The 17,377-nt window shown below is 32.0% G+C and carries 18 protein-coding genes; 4 read left to right on the top strand and 14 right to left on the bottom strand.

From position 1 onward, the window contains the following. Nucleotides 1–38: 38 nt before the first annotated feature. The 3 genes from B3792_RS02555 to B3792_RS02545 all read right to left on the bottom strand — a co-directional run bounded on the left by B3792_RS02555 (nt 39) and on the right by B3792_RS02545 (nt 1,857). Nucleotides 39–755: a GLPGLI family protein gene (locus B3792_RS02555; RefSeq protein WP_115002331.1), complete on the bottom strand. Its 717-nt coding sequence runs from the start codon at nt 753–755 to the stop codon at nt 39–41. A gap of 50 nt (nt 756–805) precedes the next feature. After that, on the bottom strand, nt 806–1,564 hold the full coding sequence (locus B3792_RS02550) for a GLPGLI family protein (RefSeq protein WP_291048889.1): 759 nt from the start codon (nt 1,562–1,564) through the stop codon (nt 806–808). 74 nt (nt 1,565–1,638) lie between these two features. Continuing rightward, entirely contained in the window at nt 1,639–1,857 is a 219-nt protein-coding gene (locus tag B3792_RS02545; RefSeq protein WP_115002328.1) for a hypothetical protein, read from the bottom strand. Nucleotides 1,858–2,262: 405 nt separating this feature from the next. Between B3792_RS02545 and B3792_RS02540 the strand changes: the two genes are divergently transcribed. From B3792_RS02540 to B3792_RS02525, 4 genes are read left to right on the top strand one after another with little or no spacing between them, the layout of a single operon-like run. After that, nucleotides 2,263–3,618: a hydroxymethylglutaryl-CoA reductase gene (locus tag B3792_RS02540; RefSeq protein WP_221854701.1), complete on the top strand. Its 1,356-nt coding sequence runs from the start codon at nt 2,263–2,265 to the stop codon at nt 3,616–3,618. Nucleotides 3,619–3,626: 8 nt separating this feature from the next. Beyond that, on the top strand, nt 3,627–4,058 hold the full coding sequence (locus tag B3792_RS02535; RefSeq protein WP_219034526.1) for a pyrimidine dimer DNA glycosylase/endonuclease V: 432 nt from the start codon (nt 3,627–3,629) through the stop codon (nt 4,056–4,058). Then, entirely contained in the window at nt 4,040–4,537 is a 498-nt protein-coding gene (locus B3792_RS02530) for a YkgJ family cysteine cluster protein (protein ID WP_171623750.1), read from the top strand. The genes B3792_RS02535 and B3792_RS02530 overlap by 19 nt, the downstream gene beginning before the upstream one ends. Then, nucleotides 4,538–4,825, top strand: coding sequence for a hypothetical protein (locus B3792_RS02525; RefSeq protein ID WP_038333316.1), 288 nt, complete (start codon nt 4,538–4,540; stop codon nt 4,823–4,825). Nucleotides 4,826–4,859: 34 nt separating this feature from the next. Here the strand turns inward: B3792_RS02525 and B3792_RS02520 are convergent, their stop codons facing one another. From B3792_RS02520 to nuoL, 11 genes are all read right to left on the bottom strand, one after another. Next, on the bottom strand, nt 4,860–5,309 hold the full coding sequence (locus B3792_RS02520) for a hypothetical protein (protein WP_147280029.1): 450 nt from the start codon (nt 5,307–5,309) through the stop codon (nt 4,860–4,862). 154 nt (nt 5,310–5,463) lie between these two features. Then, nucleotides 5,464–6,504: a PorT family protein gene (locus B3792_RS02515; RefSeq protein ID WP_286494968.1), complete on the bottom strand. Its 1,041-nt coding sequence runs from the start codon at nt 6,502–6,504 to the stop codon at nt 5,464–5,466. A 29-nt stretch (nt 6,505–6,533) separates the two neighbouring features. Beyond that, entirely contained in the window at nt 6,534–7,196 is a 663-nt protein-coding gene (locus B3792_RS02510; RefSeq protein ID WP_219034523.1) for a hypothetical protein, read from the bottom strand. Next, nucleotides 7,180–7,755, bottom strand: coding sequence for an RNA polymerase sigma factor (locus B3792_RS02505; protein ID WP_219034522.1), 576 nt, complete (start codon nt 7,753–7,755; stop codon nt 7,180–7,182). Before B3792_RS02505 ends, B3792_RS02510 begins: the two co-directional genes overlap by 17 nt. A gap of 145 nt (nt 7,756–7,900) precedes the next feature. Next, on the bottom strand, nt 7,901–8,674 hold the full coding sequence (locus B3792_RS02500) for a type III pantothenate kinase (protein ID WP_257468124.1): 774 nt from the start codon (nt 8,672–8,674) through the stop codon (nt 7,901–7,903). Beyond that, nucleotides 8,674–10,527, bottom strand: a complete 1,854-nt coding sequence (locus B3792_RS02495; RefSeq protein ID WP_219034521.1) for a M1 family metallopeptidase — start codon at nt 10,525–10,527, stop codon at nt 8,674–8,676. Before B3792_RS02495 ends, B3792_RS02500 begins: the two co-directional genes overlap by 1 nt. Nucleotides 10,528–11,076: 549 nt before the next feature. Then, nucleotides 11,077–11,724 carry a DUF6266 family protein gene (locus B3792_RS02490; RefSeq protein WP_219034520.1) on the bottom strand — a complete coding sequence of 216 codons (648 nt, stop codon included), beginning with the start codon at nt 11,722–11,724 and terminating at the stop codon, nt 11,077–11,079. 441 nt (nt 11,725–12,165) lie between these two features. After that, complete coding sequence (locus B3792_RS02485) at nt 12,166–12,375, bottom strand: helix-turn-helix domain-containing protein (protein ID WP_219034519.1); 210 nt, start codon at nt 12,373–12,375, stop codon at nt 12,166–12,168. Between the two features lie 273 nt (nt 12,376–12,648). Beyond that, nucleotides 12,649–14,037: an NADH-quinone oxidoreductase subunit N gene (locus B3792_RS02480; RefSeq protein WP_286494973.1), complete on the bottom strand. Its 1,389-nt coding sequence runs from the start codon at nt 14,035–14,037 to the stop codon at nt 12,649–12,651. Nucleotides 14,038–14,057: 20 nt separating this feature from the next. After that, nucleotides 14,058–15,476 carry a complex I subunit 4 family protein gene (locus B3792_RS02475; protein ID WP_125348902.1) on the bottom strand — a complete coding sequence of 473 codons (1,419 nt, stop codon included), beginning with the start codon at nt 15,474–15,476 and terminating at the stop codon, nt 14,058–14,060. A gap of 7 nt (nt 15,477–15,483) precedes the next feature. Further along, on the bottom strand, nt 15,484–17,376 hold the full coding sequence (gene nuoL, locus B3792_RS02470) for an NADH-quinone oxidoreductase subunit L (RefSeq protein ID WP_125348901.1): 1,893 nt from the start codon (nt 17,374–17,376) through the stop codon (nt 15,484–15,486). Nucleotide 17,377: the final 1 nt, after the last annotated feature.

Below are 17,377 nucleotides of genomic sequence, written 5' to 3'. Positions count from 1 at the left end.
ACAAAATTTTGGACAGTGTCTTTTTATATGTTTTTTAATTATTGTTTAAATAATTCATTAAATTTTCTCTCCTCCTCTTTCATCATTTCATCAAATTCTACTTGAGTTATCGATTTACCTTTTGTTGGTTTATTTATTTTTAATTTATCACTCACTTCAACTTTTGTTGCTAAATAAATTTGTTTGTTTACGGAATTTTCTTCTTTATTCGTCAAAATTAATTTTAGAATAATTCCTGGTAATCCTTCATAATTAGAAGGTCCATTTTTTATTTTAATTGTTGACGCATACCAAGCTTCAACAAATGAATTTTCAGAAACTTGTAAAGTTGCTTTTTTAACATCGAACCCTAAAATTTTATCTTTATCTTTTGCTAATATCCAATTTTTGGTTGTTATAGAATCGGTTATTAACATTTTTTTTCCGTTATAGTTCACTTCAGAAAGAGTTGATTTGTCAACTAAATTTTTATAATAAATTCCTCCTGGTCCACTTATAAAGGAAATTGAGACTCCTGATCTACCCTGAGAGTTATCAATTCTATCTATTCTTTGGAAAAGCGATTCTTTATCAGAACTTAAAAACTCAAAATACAATCTATTTTCGTTACTGTTTTTTAATCGTTCTTTGACAACAGCATCTTTTGCATTTTCAATATCAAATTCATTTCGAAATTCGTATTCTATTTGTATTTTTTCTTGACAAAATGTATTTACAAAACACAATAACATTACAAATGAAAGTATATTTTTCATATAGATTCTTATTTTTTTCTAATTTCTGTGGCTTTGGATAGTTAATTGAATCATAAATTATTTTCCCATTCAAATAATAATTCTATATCTATTCTTTCTCCTTTTGGGAATATAAAATTACTGTCTATTTTTCTTAATTTTTCTTTAACTCTTTCTGGCGTTTCAAATTTTAATTGTGGATATTCTTTGATGCTTTTTACAGCATACGTTTTATTTTCTAAAGGATTTTTTATTGTACTTACTTCTATCTTTTTCACGTCCTTTAATTGCCAAGAATATCTCCCGCTGTCTTCATTAACACTTACTATTGCGCCAGGAAGTCCATGCAATTTCCATGGTCCAACATTTACAGGAATATCTAATGTGTACCAAGCTGTATAGTTTCGCCCTCTGAAAGTAGCAGTCGCTTTTTTAAGATTATAATCATTTTCTACTTTTGTTTCATTTGATAATTCCCATTTGATAGTTGGTATTTTTTCTGTAAAATTCATCATTTCAATATCAATCTGTTCTTGAATGACCATTTCTAATTTTTTGAAATTACTATAAATTAATTCATTATCAATCACCTTTTCATCTATAACTAATGAAGTGCTGTTTTTTTCACTCTTTGTTTTTTCTTTTAGTTTTATTACCGTATATAAACTTACCTTATTAGGAACGTCATATACTAATGTTGTGTTATATGTATTTGTTCTATTCAATATTGAAACATGATTATTGAACTGATAATCAAGCTTATAGATTTGCGCATAAATAGAATTAGCAATACAAAATAAAACTATTAATAATAGTGGCTTTAATTTCATTTATTATTTATTTTATAATAGCCTGATTAATTATAATCAGGCTATATTAATGTAGTTGATATTAGTTAATTCAATTATGAATGATCTGCAATATATTGCTCTAAATACTTATCAGCTTGATAATTACAATTTAACTCTGAAGTAGCATAAACTATTGTATAAGCAAGTAATTTACCATTACCATCACGAATTGTTATTTCACAATTATTAACATCTTCAGAAGTATTATAATTTATAACTGATGATAATTCTTTAACTTCATTTGTAATTTTTGTTTCTGTTTCGTTTGCCATAGCAAAAGTTCCGATAAGTGCAAAAGCACTTGCTAATAAGATTTTTCCATTTTTTTTAGTTTAAATATTGTTGTTAATATTTCTAAATTAATATTTTTTTTAAAAAACAAAAAATTTTAAATACTTAATTTAAGAAATATTTAAAAATGAAGTTTTTTACATTAGAGTTGAAATATCTTATAACACCTTTTATGTTAAGTAAAAGGTGTTTTTTATATTTTAGAATATCAATTTTCAAGTGGATATTTTCTTCAAAAATTTATAGTACAATAGCTAATTCTACATTTATTGTGTTTAACCAAATCCACTACTCTACTAAATCGTTAAAAATTAATCAAAAAACAGAAGAAGTATCTTATAACATTCAAAACGTTTGTACTTTTGTCTTATAAAAAAATATCCAATATGAAGCATCAAGCAGTAGAAGGTTTTTCGAAATTATCGAAAGAAGGAAAAATTGAATGGGTTGTCAATGAATATTTGAATGGCGATGAAAAAGCAATTCAAATCATGAAACAATATTGGAATGATGATGCAGATTTACAAAAACTGCACGACGAATTTTCAGAAAATACAGTTTCTAATTTCTATATGCCGTTTGGTTTAGCACCAAACTTTTTAATCAACGACGAATTATATGCCATTCCAATGGCTGTTGAAGAGTCGTCTGTTGTTGCTGCGGCTTCTAAAGCTGCGAAGTTTTGGCAAACACGTGGTGGTTTCAAAACAACTATTTTATCCACAACAAAATTGGGTCACGTTCATTTTATGTACGAAGGCGACAAAGAAAAGTTACAAAATGCATTTGAAACAACGATTAAAAATCAATTAATCGAAACGACAAATGATATCACCAAAAACATGCGTGCGCGTGGTGGTGGTATTTTAGCTTTGGAATTAATTGATAAAACTGCTGATTTAGAAAACTATTATCAAATAAAAGCGTCTTTCGAAACAATGGATTCGATGGGTGCAAACTTTATCAATTCTTGTTTAGAACAATTTGCCAAAACATTACGCAACGAGATAGAAGCTGATTCTACTTTTACAGATGATGAAAAAGATTCAGTTCAAATCGTGATGTGTATTTTATCGAATTATACGCCAGATTGTATTGTTCGTGCAGAGGTTTCTTGTCCTGTTGAGCAATTGGCAGAAGGAAATGTAACCTCAGAAGAGTTTGTAGAAAAGTTTTTGCGCGCTGTTCGCATTGCAGAAATAGAACCATATCGTGCAACAACACATAACAAAGGAATTATGAACGGAATTGATGCGGTTGTGATTGCAACAGGTAACGATTTCCGTGCTGTAGAAGCTTGTGCGCATACATATGCGGCGAAAGATGGGCAGTATTCTTCGTTAACACACTGTGAAGTGAAAGATGGAGTTTTTCGTTTTTGGATTGATTTACCAACTGCTCTTGGTACAATTGGTGGATTGACAGCTTTGCATCCGTTAGTAAAATTAGCAATGGGAATTCTTGGGAAACCGAATGCTAAAGAATTGATGGGATTTGTTGCTGTTGCAGGTTTAGCGCAAAACTTTGGTGCATTACGTTCTTTGGTTACAACTGGAATTCAGAAAGGTCACATGAAAATGCACTTAATGAATATCTTGAATCAGTTAGAAGCAACTGAAGAAGAAAAGAAATATTTTGTCAATTATTTTAAAGATAAAACGGTTTCTCATCACAATGTTATCGAAGAGTTTTGCAGATTACGTGGTGTAAAAAATGTAGAAGAGATCAAAAAAGAGAAGTAATCTAACAAATGCGAATTTGGTCTGTTCATCCGAAATATCTCGATGCAAAAGGAATTGTAGCACTTTGGCGCGAAACGCTTTTGGCAAAAAATGTTTTGGAAGGCAATACAAAAGGTTATAAAAATCATCCGCAATTAACTCGTTTCAAAGCAATTGAAAAACCGCTTGAAGCGATTAATCAATATTTAGCAAAAGTTTGGGACGAAGCCACAAGACGAGGATATAATTTTGACCGAAATAAAATTGATTCTGATTTTACAAAGATTAAAATTGAGGTTACAACAGGTCAAATGCAATATGAATTCAACCATTTATTAAAGAAGTTAGAACAAAGAGATCCTGAGCGATTCAAACAATTTGAAAACCTTAAAATGGTTGATTGCGCGGAGATTTTTGAAGTAAAAGAAGGAGAGATAGAAAAATGGGAGATCATTTCTTAGAAGAATATTTTGCGAAAGCAAAAGAAAAACAACGCGAACACAAAAAGTTTTTGGAGAAGTTGAAGAAGAAACCGCCTAAAAACTTGGATCAGAAAATGGAAGAAATCCACGAAGATGTTTTCAATCGTATTGATTGTCTTTCTTGCGCGAATTGTTGCAAAACAACTGGTCCCCTTTTTACACAAAAAGATATTGAGCGTTTAGCGCATGTTTTTCGCATTAAACCAAGTCAATTTATTGATAAATATTTGCGAATTGATGAAGACAACGACTATGTTTTGCAGCAAGTTCCTTGTCCTTTTTTGGATAGTGAAAATTATTGTTTGGTTTATGAAGATCGCCCGAAAGCTTGTCGTGAATATCCGCATACAGATCGTAAGAAATTTTACCAGATTAATCATCTTACCATAAAAAACACGCTAATTTGTCCTGCAACTTACGAAGTTGTGGAACAAATGCAGAAAGAAATAAAAGTATAAATGGAAACACCTCTAAAAATAATCGCATTTATTATGTTGATATTTCCGACAATTTATCAAGGAATTGCTGGATTTAGAACAAAAGATGCAGCTGTTGTAAAAAAAGTGGCTTGGCGCGCCGTTTTGATGCAAATCATGGGAACACTTTTGGCTTATTTTATCTTCATAAAAATTGGTCAAGACAAGCAAGTTGCCATTTATGTTGGCTTTATGTTTTTTACGTCGGTTGCAATTTTAGTGCTGATTCAAAACATTTTGATTTACTTAAAAAATAATAGTAATAATTAAAACGTCGTCTATGAGCGACGTTTTTTTAATATCATTAAGCTAATAAATTAACGTATTGTTCTGCTTTTTCGGTTAGTTTAGTTTTTACTTGATCATAATTTGAATCAAAAAAACTTCGTAATCTGAACTTTGATTTTTTGGTTTGAATAGTTAGAATTTGATTGCGATTCAAGCGAAAAATGTCTTCTTCTTCGTACAAATAATAAATTGCTCGATATGGAATTTCATCTTTTTTGAAAATTGTTCTGATTTCGAACGTTTCTTCTTTTAACGTAAATAAGGTCAAATTAAACGTTAAATCGTATAAAATAGACATCGATGCAAGTAAAGAAATCATGAAAACGCCAATGCGTAAAAAAGGTTCGTCTATCCAAAAATTTCCTCCAAACCAAAAAGCTTTGACAAACGTGAAGTTAACCATCATTAATAATAGAAAAATGATGACGAGAAGAAGTGTTTGCCAACTAAGTTTAGATTTTACCATCTCTCATTGGATTTGTACTAATTTACAATTTTTTTGAACAGGTTTAGAAAATTTTTCTACAAATAAAAAACCTCAGATAAATCTGAGGTTCATTATATTAAAAAAAATGTTATGTTATAAAATTTCAATACTAAAACTATGATTGAGATAATTGTTATAATCCAAGATTTATGCCAAACTGAATCATTTTACGATTATCGAATGTATTATCTTTAAAATAATTATTAAAATCCTTTCTCACAAAGACATCAATCAATCCTAAACCAATTGTTACTTCGGCTCCGTAGATAAAATTATTCACATTATAATTTCCACGATTTTTGCTGCGAACACCATCTCCTTTGTAAATATTATTCGATGATAACAACGTTCCTCCATACATATATGCTGCGATATAGTGTTTTCCTTGCGGACGATATGCAAAATCTTCGGTAATATTTTTGACTTTCGAAAAATTGTATTTAAATCCAACTGGAACCATAAAATAAGCCGAGCGCAACTTCGATTTGTCTAACGATTTGTCATGTTTTATTAAACCAACATCTCCATTTTCATCACGATTAAAACGCATATCATCGTCAATTCTGTAAGTTCTCCAAGAGAATAATGCTCCTGCTAAAAAGTTAACTGGACTCGTTAAGGATAATTGTCTTTCATACATTAAACCTACTGTTAAATTGCTCGAAAACTTCTCGTGTTTGTTCAATTCTTCGTCTTTTTTTCCTGTAAACGCCATGTATCCAAAAGAAGCATAACCGTTAATTTGATTCGCAATTCGGTAACGTTTCGTCACATCTTGTTTCGTTTTTGGCGTAATTGGATCTTCGCCATTCATAATCGAAAATGCAACTTGTTGTTTGATGATATCATCTAAGTTAAAATTCACTTCCTGAATACGATCATTTATCGTTCCCGAATACACATTTGCAATCGCTTCTTTCTTCGCTGTAGCCTCAGAAGCATTCAGTTTTCCTTCTGCTAATTCTTTGTCAACTGCCGCAATTTTCTTTTCCATTGCAGATTTTTCTTCCTGCACAATTTGACGAATCACTAACGTAAATTCGCTAATGCGATCTTTTACAATTGGACTGATTTTTTCGTCATTTTTATCATTCAAATCAAATGTAAATTTTTGAGCATATAGTGATGTAGCTGATAAGCATAATAATCCTGCTACGATAAGTTTTTTTATCATAATCTTGCTAATTTAGGGATATTAATGTTTTATTTGAAGCCGATAGAAACCACGCGCGATTGGTTTGACTCCTTTAGATTTTCTTTATTTTCGATCGAATACAACAACATATTTGGATCTACAAAATTCTTCTTCTTTTTGTTCACTTTTACAGAATCTAATGTTGTGTTAGCTGCAATATTTTTCTTTGGTTGAGCTTCTGATTTTAACTCTTCTTTCTTCTCTGCAATAGCTTCTTTCTTCGTTGGAAAAGCCATTTCAACTTGTTGAGATTCTTCGTTTATCGCCACTTGAACTTTACCATGTTGAATTGGTTTCTTCTCTTCTTGAGGCTGAATTTCAACTTCTTTTTTAGAAGAATCAATCTTTTCATTATTCGCTAAAATCGATTCTGAAGAATGAACTGTATTAGAATCTGATTGAATTTGTTGCGGATTATTTTGTTCCTGATGATTTACCAATTCTTTTGGTTCATCATTTTTAGATTGATTCGTAAATAAATAAACAGACGTAGTAACTGTAAATAACGCCACAACCGCAGCAGATAACCACCATTTGTAGTTTGATTTTTGTGGTGATGGAGCGACATCCATACGAGCCTGAATTCTGTCCCACGCATCGTGCGAAGGTTTTAGCTCACGATTTTCTAAATCGTTTTTTATATAGTTTGATATTTTATCGTTGTTTTTCATTTGTCATTTTCTTTTTACTTAGAACAATTTCTTTCAGTTTTGCCTTTGCTCGAAACAATTGCGTTTTGCTGGTCGATACCGAAATATTGAGCATTTCTGCAATTTCTTGATGCGAATAATCTTCGAGAATATGAAGATTAAACACCAGTCTATAAGGTTCTGAAAGTTGATCTAACACGTCTTGCACATTAAAATTTAACCATGTTTCTTCTACTTCTTCATCTGCTTCATCATAATTAGAAACTCTTACATCATCAACATAAATCAATGTTTTATTTGCACGTAAAAAAGTTAAACATTCGTTGACCATAATTCGACGCATCCAACCTTCGAAACTTCCTTTATTTTGAAATTTCTCGATATGATTAAAGACTTTACAAAAACCGTTAATCATACAATCTTCTGCATAATGCATGTCTTCGATGTAACTTCTACAAACGCTCAGCATCTTTTTGGAGTTTTGTTCGTAGAGTTCTTTTTGCGCCAAAGCATCGTTCTTTTTTAGTCGATCGACTAAAATTTCTTCTTTACTTTTTCGATTTAGTACAAATAATTTCACGTGTGTTAATTGCTTTCTTACTTAATAGACTCAAGGTTTGTAAAAAGGTTACAGAAAATTAGACATTTTTTTGAAATGATTTGATATAAAATGAAAAAAGCTCGCAATGAGCGAGCTTTTTAATTGTTTTTATCTAAAAATAGATTTATTTCTGAAATGAATCTTTATTCAATTCGTATAATATTTTAAGACCTTTTATTGTGTGTAGACGATCATCGATATCAATTTTATCTGTCAATGATTTGTAAACACCGCCAACTCCTCCTGTTGAAATTACATAAGATTGTTCTCCTTCTTCGGCATTGATACGATCGATCATTCCTTCGACCATACTTAAAAACCCATAAACCATTCCTGATTGCATGCAAGATTCTGTATCTGATCCTAAAACAGTTTTTGGTGCTTTTAGTTCGACTGTTGGTAATTGAGCTGTTTCTCCTACTAAAGAATTTAAGGCAGTAATAATTCCGGGAGCAATTACTACTCCACCGACATTTGCTGATTCGTCTATGCCTAAGAAAGTTAGTGCAGTTCCAAAATCAATGACAATTTTTTTGCCTTGATAATTTTGATAATGTGCAGCTACGGCATTCGCATATAAATCTGTTCCCATTTGGTTTGACTTATGCTTGATTGCTGATGGCGTATTACGATCTACAACCATTGGTTTGAACTTGTGAATCTTTTGTAATGCAATCTTAACGCTTGCTGTAAGTGGTGGTACAACCGAACCTATCACAATATCTGTAATATCATTTTTCGAAATTCCGAAAGGCTCGTACATGTTCGAGAATTTTGCAAAAAACTCGTATTCGGTACGGTAAGGTTTTGAATTGATTGTCCATGTAATAATCTCCGTTTCACTTTTGAAAACTGCGAAACGAAGATTAGTATTTCCAATATTTACTGCTAATAACATTATTTTGTAAATACGTTATTTTTATCGTTTACATCTGCCAAACGTTTTGTTGGATCGATGGTAACTTGTTTAACTTCTTTCGAAACTTTAACATCATAGGTAGGTTTTGTCCAGAACCAATCTTCTAAAATAATTCTTTTTGCACCTTGGTATTCTACTAAGTTTTCTGCTGGTTTTTCTCCACGCATTTCACGTAAAGGAATGTAGAATAATTCTTTTGAGCCATCTGTATATTCTACCAACAAATCGATAGGCATTGCAAAATCTGATTTGTTTGCAATTGTGATTGTGTTTCCGTTTACAGCTTCTACAGCGTAATCAATTTTGCGTGTTGTGTTCAAGAATAAATTGAAGTACCATTTAAGATTAATTCCAGAAACTTCTTCTGCTACACGTTTGAAATCATTCCCTGATGGATGTTTGAATTTCCATTGTTTATAGAATTCTAGGAATGTTTTGTTTAAATTATCATTTCCAATAATATATCCTAATTGAATTGCTAAAACTTGACCTTTGTAATATGCTTCTAAAGAGTATGCATAGTTTGTATTATAATAGTCTGCTAATAAACTTGCAGGTTCTTCTTTACCAGAAAGTGCTAAATTAATATATCCTTTGTAGGCATCTGGATTTGGATTAGAAGGCATTACTTTTAATTTATCTACAACATTAAGGTGCGCCATTTGCTCTACATATGATGTAAAACCTTCGTCGAACCATTCGTTGTATGTTTCATTGATACCAAATAATTGTTGGTACCAAGAGTGAGCTGCTTCGTGGAAAATAGTTCCGATTAAGCTATTTAAATTACTTCCTCCAGCAATTAAAGTTGCAGTACCATATTCCATACCACCGTCACCACCTTGAATGATTGAATATGTTTTCCAAGGATATTCGCCAAAGTGTTCAGAATTATAATCGAAGAAACCTAATGCGTAAGGCATTGCTTGTTTCCATGCAGAAGATTTATCATTGTCTTGGTAAACTAAATATACCTCAACACCATGCTTTGATTTTGCATGTTCTACAATAAATTCTTTGTCTGCAGCCCAAACAAAATCGTGAATATTTTCAGCTTTGAAATTCCAAGCTACTTTTCCATTCTTTGTTTTGATTGTTGGATTTTTTACATAACCTTTTACACTATTAGGGTCTTGTAATTCTCCTGAAGCTCCGATTACATAATCTTTATCGATGTTAATTGTGACATCAAAATTACCAAAAGGCGCAAAAAATTCGCGACCAATGTATTCATCTAAATGCCATCCTTCTGGATCGAATTCTGCCATTTTAGGATACCATTGTGCCATAGAAAATTCTACACCATCTTTCGAATTACGTCCAGAACGACGAATTTGTTCGGGAACTTGTGCATTCCAAACCATATCGAAAGTAGAAGTTTGTCCTTCTGCAATTGGTTTTGCTAATGTAACTTCTAAGATTGTTCCGTCTACTTTATATGAAACGGCTTTACCATCTTGTTTAAGAGATGTTACTTTTTGATAACCAATTTGATCTGGTTTTAATTCAGAAATACGGCTAACATATTTAGGATTTTCTTTTGTTCCGATATTTGTTGCCATTCTTTTATCAGGATCTGAAATGTTTTGTAAACGATTATCCATCATACTTCCTGGTTGAAAAGCATTAAAATATAAATGAAAATAAACTTTATTCAGGCTTTGACCTGAATTGTTGGTGTATTTCAATTGCATTTTTCCATCGTATTGATATGATTTTTCTTTCATATCAACATCTATTTTATAATCTACCTTTTGTTGCCAATATCCTTTACGTTGTGCAAAAGCTAATTGAACCAAACATAAGCAGATTAGTAAAGTGAATTTTCTCATTTCTAACTAATCATTAAACTTTAACTTCAAAAATACAAAAAAGATTGAGATTAAGGTGAAGGTTGGGGGTTGGTTGTTTTTATTTAGTTAACAACCTTCTGTTACTTTTTTTATTCATTGAATATCTATTTTAATTAATTGGTATTCATATGCCCTTCGGGGAACAGTCAAAAAAAGTAACCAAAAAAGACTTGGCTGTAAATCGATTGGACTAAAAATGGTTTTCGCTTCGCTAAAGATTTTAAAAACTCTACGAGCTAAAATCTTTTTAACGCTGCTCTTCAATCATTTTCTTAACGTCATCGATTTAATGCCAATTTTTTGATTTGGAATTTGATTAGAAAATAATGTGAAGCTGAAATGAATTTAGCTTGATAAGTTAGGGTTTACACTCTTCTATGCCCTCTCGAGAGGGATTTTTTTTTGTGTCTTTGGTGAAGTTTTTTCTTTTGATAAAAAAAGAAAAACCGTTTGTATCTTGGACATCAACTTATGTGATTTGTTATGATATAAACGGTTTTTTCTCTCTTTTCTGAATCATAGTCAATGTTAGTTTACTATGATTTTTCCTACGTAAACAGAATTAGATGCAAATAGGTTTTCTGGATTGACAAAGGCAATCCATATATGTAATTCTTTACCTTGATATCTTGGTAATAAACTTAGTTGATATGTTAAGTCTACACGGATTGCATTGGTTTGAAAAAACTGGGTTCCTACATTAAGGTCGTTGTCTTCTGCAAGTAATGCCACCATGTAATCTGTTTCGCCATTAGAGCCCATGGAGTTGTTTTCCCAATCGATCTGAATTGTTAACGGAGTTGGAGAACTGATGGCTAAGGGTTGTAGATCTATTCCTTTTCCTTTTGAAAATTGAATTTGATGATAATTAGGTAGTATTTGTAAATTATCCATATCACAGACTAATGCATTCATGACATTGCTCATTGCAGAATTGTATGTGGAACGTAATCCTACTTTTGTTCCGAAAAATGCTTTTGCATATTCTTTGTAACTCGCAAGAAATAAGACTGATTTGTTGAAACGTTCTTTGATTAATGCTTGTTTTGGAGTTGGTGCTTTTGATAATTTTTTAGGACGAATGCGTGATATTTCGTAACCGTTGACATTTGCGACTACTATTCGACCTGTACGACCGGATGTACCTGAAATGATACTGTCAATAACTTTACCCATACTTTTTGGTTTTAAATGTTTTACTTGATTTTTAATTTCTATGGTGAAGTTCGTAATGGATATCCGTATTAATTCAATTATTGCATACAAATGGAAACATTTGGAATGATTTGCAATGCTTTGGAATGAAATGTACTTATTTGTATTCGTCTGTATATTTCTGTGGTTGTGCTGTGGTTGTTCTGTTGATAAGTACCGCAGCGCTTCGGTGTTTGTTCGGTGTTTGTGTGGTTGTAGTGGTTTTGTTTTACATTTGATTTACACTCTCCTGACCTCTTTCAAACGGGGAAGTTTTTCTTTTTGGTTAAATCTTCTGTCTCTTTTTTTGTCTAAAAAAGGATTCAAAAAAAGAATTGGTTGTTAATTGTTATCTTTAATGATGATCTTATTGAGTATTATTAAATTTATTATAAATAAAAAGAGGCTTAAAAGCCTCTTGATTTATTTGAGTAATTGATTGATTATTGCTTGGTAAACTTCGTGTCTTAAGTAGACGTTTCGACCAAAATAATTGTAGGCTTTTAAAAGGTTTTTCTTTCTGTAATTGTATAATGTACTTTTGCAAATTTTTAGGTATTGCAATACATCCTCCTCTTCCATTAGGTACAAATCTAAAGAACTAATGTTTCCTTCTGCAAATGCTTGTTGCATTTTATTGATTTCTTCTGCTAATTGTTGAAACTAATTGACTGAGTTAAACGCTTGACTTTTCATCTGAAGAATCGTAAGATTTACTCTAAAGATAAATTGATTATCGAAATGATTTTATGGGTTTTAACTTTATTTATCAATAATGTGTTGTTGATAAGTTAGGGTTTACACTCTTTGCAAAATAATCCCATATAAAAAAAAGCTCGTGTCAAGTACTTGACACGAGCTTTTAAATAATAAATAATAAAAAACTATATAATAATCATTCTCCAATTACCACATTGGCGTTTGTAAAAATGACGATAATATTCCTGGAAAAATTCCCATCACAATTAAGATTACCATTCCGATAATTAAAAGGAAATTTGTTAACCCGTCTTGTGTTTTTAATTTGTTTTTCCCTTTTTTGAAATACATGTAGTTGATGATTTTGAAGTAATAATACATACTCAAAACTGCCATAACCAATGCAATTACAATCAAAAATAGGTTTTTATCGTTTGTTCCTCCAATACTCAACGCCATAAATTTCGCAAAGAAACCTCCTGTTAATGGAATACCTGCTAATGAAATTAATGAAATTGTCATCGCTGCTGCTAAAACTGGATTTGCTTTTCCTAAACCAATGAAACTCTCAAATTTTGGATTTTTGAATTGATCAATCGCATAGAAAATAATGAAGTTCGCAACTGAATAAGCAATCGTATAGAACATCAAAGCCTCTTTAGAAGCTGAATTGATATTGAACAAAACAAATAACATGAAACCTGCTTGCGCGATTGATGAATAAGCCATCAAACGTTTGACAGATTTTTGAGAAACTGCTCCGAAGTTTCCGATAAATAACGTCAAAATGATAATTGACGCGAATAATAAACGGTAATATTCGGCATATTCTACATTTGTTGGGAATGATTTTAGGACTAAAATAAATCCTAAAAATGATCCTCCTTTGATGATTGTCGACATAAACGATGTAAACACAGTTGGTGTTCCGTCGTAAACGTCTGGTGTCCATGCGTGGAACGGTGCTGCAGAAACTTTGAAACAAAATGCGAAGATGATTAAACACCATCCTGCGTAATAAATTGTTTCGAAATCTTTGTTATAGTTTACCAATTGATCAACCATAAAAGTTCCTGTTGCGCCGTACAAAAATGTTACACCTAACATCAAAATTCCTGTTGAGAAAGCTCCCATCAAGAAATATTTTACAGAAGCTTCTGTACTTCTAAGACTTTCTTTGTTTGTTCCTGCAATAATGTACATTGGAATTGACATTAATTCGATTCCTAAGAACATAATTACTAAGTTGTGGAATTGTGCTAAAACTGCGATTCCTGTAAAAGAGAAGAAAATTAAGGCATAATATTCTGCCACGTGTTTTCCTACTTTTCCAAACAAATCTTTGTTCAATAATAAGTAAAAAATTGCCAATCCTGCCAATGCGATAAAGAACGAAACGCCGTAAAGCGATTGTCCAATCATATTATCGAATTTTCCTGCGAACATTGAGCAACCTTTCAATTCGAAAATTCCTCCTACAATCATTCCGAAAAACAGAACAACAGAAAGTATATTTAAGGCACGATTATTTTTGATGTAGAATCCACTAAACATCAAAATAATACCTGAAAGTGCTGATAAAATAATCGTATTCATATCTATTTATTCAAAAATGATTAATGTGCTAATAAATTAAAAATTGGTGTTGGATAAACTCCTAAAATAATCACGATGATTGCGATTACAGAAATAACTGCAATTGGTCCAAAACCTCCTTTTTGAGCATCTTTTTGTTTGATGTTTTTCACTTCTCCAAACAATAATGCGCTTGATAATCTCAACGTATAAACGGCAGATAAAATAACACCTAAACAAGCTACTACACATAAAACTGGATTGTGTGTAAATAATGCAGAAAGCATCATAAACTCTCCGATGAATGAGCTTGTCAATGGTAATGCTACGTTTGCTAAACCGAATATCATGAATAAGATAGATAATGTTGGATCAACTTTTGCTAAACCACCAATCGATTTGATGTCTGTCAAATCATATTTTCTTTCCATAATATCTACACATAACCATAATCCTAAAACAACTAAACCATGTGAAAACATTTGGAAATAAGCTCCTGCTACACCATTTGCTAATTCAGAAAATAATGACACAAAAATTAAAGCTAAGTGAGCAATCGAGCTATATGCAATAATTTTCTTCACATTTTTTGCACTCAAAGCTATTAACGAGGCATAAACTAATCCGAAAATTGCTAAATAAGTAATGTATTTGAACAATTCTGAAATCGTTGGAAACATTCCCAAATACCAAGTAACCACTGCAAATAATCCCATTTTCGCCATCAAAGCTGAAAGTACAACTGTTAATGGAGTTGGTGATGTTTTATAGATTGTTGGTTGCCATGTATGAAATGGAAAGATTGGAATTTTAATCACAAAAGCGATTAAGAATAACAATGCCAACGCTGTGTTTGTTGAATAATGCGGTCCTGTAACTTGTACAACATCTGTTAATAAAAATGATGCTGGTTGTAAGAAAAATCCGATGTAAATAATTCCTCCTAACATAAACATCGATCCTAAAATCGTGTATAAGAAGAATGTCATATTTGCGCGAATTTTGTCTTTTCCAATTCCAAATAATCCGATTAAGAAATAAACCGGAATTAAGACAACTTCCCAGAAGAAATAGAATAAAATTAAATCTTCTGCTAAGAAAACTCCGTTTAATCCTGCTAAAGTGATTAACAATAATCCATAGAATGTATTGCTATATTTTTGTTTTGTTGTTGATAAATAAACAAAAAGAGCTAAGTAAGTAAGGTTAGTTAATAGAATCATTAATCCTCCCAAACCTTGAGCATTTAACGCGAAATAAGTTTTAACGCTGTTGAAATTGAACCATTGTGTTTGAAACGTTAACTCGTTGTTTCCACCTTTGCAAGTGATAAACAAGTACAACGCCAACAACGCTCCACCAACGAATGCTCCTAACCATCTTTGTGGTTTTTGACCTTGCATTAATAGCATAAAAACTCCTACTATTAATGGTAAAATGATAAATAAAGATAAAAGCATTACTAACCTATTTTGAAATTAAATACCCCATAAAAAAGATTGCGATACCTGCCACGATTCCTACAACCATTAGCATAATATAGAATCCTACATTTCCGTTTTGTAGCTGACGTACATTTTTTGATGCGCGACCAGAAACAGTTCCAACTCCTAAAACAAAAGCTGCAATTCCTGCTTTTTCTACATATTTTTTCAAGACATCACCCAACTCGAACAATGGTTTTACAATTGCATTGTCATATAACTCGTCGATGTACCATTTGTCTTCAAAGAATTTTGCAATTCCTGTTGCTTCACCATCTACATGGTTTGTGTATTTCTTGATTGCATAATAAATTGCACCAAGTACACAAAGTAATAAAGCTCCCATCATCATCCATTCTGTTGCATGAGAAACATGATGAGCTTCTCCGATTGATACAACTCCACTTAAGAAAGTTTGAAGTTTATGTCCGTCTTGCATAAACAACGCTGGAATTCCGATATAACCTGCAAAAACAGAAAGAACTGCTAAGATGATTAATGGAATTGTCATTGCAGCTGGACTTTCATGCGGATGAGCTTCTTTATCTCTTAAATCTCCTAAGAAAGTCATTGCATATAAACGGAACATATAGAATGCTGTCATCACAGAAACGATAAATCCGATTCCGTAAACAACTGGATTAGAAACAAACATTCCTAATAACATTTCGTCTTTCGAGAAGAAACCTGATAAACCTGGAATACCAGCGATTGCCAAACATCCAATCAAGAAAGTGATATGTGTAATTTTCATGTATTTGCTCAAACCTCCCATTTTGCGCATATCTTGCTCGTGGTGCATTCCGTGAATTACAGAACCTGCCCCTAAGAATAATAATGCTTTGAAAAATGCATGCGTCATTACGTGGAAAACTGCTGCGATATACGCTCCAGATCCAATTGCTGCGAACATTAATCCTAATTGAGAAACTGTAGAATAAGCCAATACTTTTTTGATATCGTTTTGACGCATTGCAATCGTTGCAGTAACAAAAGCTGTTGCAATTCCTACGTACTGAATAACTTGTAATGTGATTGGTGCTGCCGAAAATAATTCGTTACAACGTGTAATCATAAAGATACCTGCTGTTACCATTGTTGCAGCGTGAATAAGTGCTGAAACTGGCGTTGGTCCTGCCATCGCGTCTGGTAACCATGTGAATAATGGTAATTGAGCCGATTTACCTGTTGCTGCTAAAAATAACAATAATGTAATTCCTGTCAATACAAAACCTGTAAATGCAGATGGATCAATTGCTAATTGGCTGAATACTTTTACATATTCTAACGTTCCAAATTCTTTGAAAATCCAAAACATCGCCAATAAGAATCCAACATCTCCGATACGGTTCATGATGAAAGCTTTCTTTGCTGCTTTGATATATTCTGGATTTGTAAACCAAAAACCAATTAATAAGAATGAACAAAGTCCAACCCCTTCCCATCCAATAAACATCATCACAAAGTTGTTTCCCATTACAAGAATCAACATGAAGAAGATGAATAAATTTAGGTAAGAAAAGAATTTTGCAAATCCTTTGTCTTCGCTCATGTAAGCCGAGCTGTACACGTGAATTAAAAATCCAACTCCTGTAATAATTAACAAAAACAAACTCGTTAATGCATCAATTTGAAATGCAAACGGAACTTGTAAAGTTGGAATATTGATAATATCAAATGCCTTAAAAATTAATGGTTGTGCATCTGCTCCTGATGGAACTGACATAAAAACCATGATTGATAAAATGAAACTTGCCAAAACTGCTCCACTTCCGATGAAAGTAACTAAGCTTTTTGAAAGTACATTTCGTCCTAAACCGTTAATCAAAAATCCTATGAATGGAATCAAAGGAATTAACCATATATACTGCTCCATT

Origin of the sequence: Empedobacter sp. UBA5924, assembly GCF_002431085.1 — a bacterium.
GTDB classification, from domain to species: Bacteria; Bacteroidota; Bacteroidia; order Flavobacteriales; family Weeksellaceae; genus Empedobacter; species Empedobacter falsenii_B.
The sequence above is the reverse complement of the archived record's forward strand: the minus strand, read 5'-3'. Positions and strand labels throughout refer to the sequence as shown.

Excerpts from the sequence above, each read along its gene's own strand:
- nuoL (WP_125348901.1), bottom strand. The coding sequence starts at position 17,376 with ATGGAGCAGTATATATGGTTAATTCCTTTGATTCCATTCATAGGATTT.
- B3792_RS02540 (WP_221854701.1), top strand. The coding sequence starts at position 2,263 with ATGAAGCATCAAGCAGTAGAAGGTTTTTCGAAATTATCGAAAGAAGGA.
- B3792_RS02545 (WP_115002328.1), bottom strand. The coding sequence starts at position 1,857 with ATGGCAAACGAAACAGAAACAAAAATTACAAATGAAGTTAAAGAATTA.
- B3792_RS02515 (WP_286494968.1), bottom strand. The coding sequence starts at position 6,504 with ATGATAAAAAAACTTATCGTAGCAGGATTATTATGCTTATCAGCTACA.
- B3792_RS02550 (WP_291048889.1), bottom strand. The coding sequence starts at position 1,564 with ATGAAATTAAAGCCACTATTATTAATAGTTTTATTTTGTATTGCTAAT.
- B3792_RS02490 (WP_219034520.1), bottom strand. The coding sequence starts at position 11,724 with ATGGGTAAAGTTATTGACAGTATCATTTCAGGTACATCCGGTCGTACA.
- B3792_RS02510 (WP_219034523.1), bottom strand. The coding sequence starts at position 7,196 with ATGAAAAACAACGATAAAATATCAAACTATATAAAAAACGATTTAGAA.
- B3792_RS02520 (WP_147280029.1), bottom strand. The coding sequence starts at position 5,309 with ATGGTAAAATCTAAACTTAGTTGGCAAACACTTCTTCTCGTCATCATT.
- B3792_RS02475 (WP_125348902.1), bottom strand. The coding sequence starts at position 15,476 with ATGCTTTTATCTTTATTTATCATTTTACCATTAATAGTAGGAGTTTTT.
- B3792_RS02525 (WP_038333316.1), top strand. The coding sequence starts at position 4,538 with ATGGAAACACCTCTAAAAATAATCGCATTTATTATGTTGATATTTCCG.
- B3792_RS02535 (WP_219034526.1), top strand. The coding sequence starts at position 3,627 with ATGCGAATTTGGTCTGTTCATCCGAAATATCTCGATGCAAAAGGAATT.
- B3792_RS02485 (WP_219034519.1), bottom strand. The coding sequence starts at position 12,375 with ATGCAACAAGCATTTGCAGAAGGAAACATTAGTTCTTTAGATTTGTAC.
- B3792_RS02495 (WP_219034521.1), bottom strand. The coding sequence starts at position 10,527 with ATGAGAAAATTCACTTTACTAATCTGCTTATGTTTGGTTCAATTAGCT.
- B3792_RS02500 (WP_257468124.1), bottom strand. The coding sequence starts at position 8,674 with ATGTTATTAGCAGTAAATATTGGAAATACTAATCTTCGTTTCGCAGTT.
- B3792_RS02555 (WP_115002331.1), bottom strand. The coding sequence starts at position 755 with ATGAAAAATATACTTTCATTTGTAATGTTATTGTGTTTTGTAAATACA.
- B3792_RS02530 (WP_171623750.1), top strand. The coding sequence starts at position 4,040 with ATGGGAGATCATTTCTTAGAAGAATATTTTGCGAAAGCAAAAGAAAAA.
- B3792_RS02480 (WP_286494973.1), bottom strand. The coding sequence starts at position 14,037 with ATGAATACGATTATTTTATCAGCACTTTCAGGTATTATTTTGATGTTT.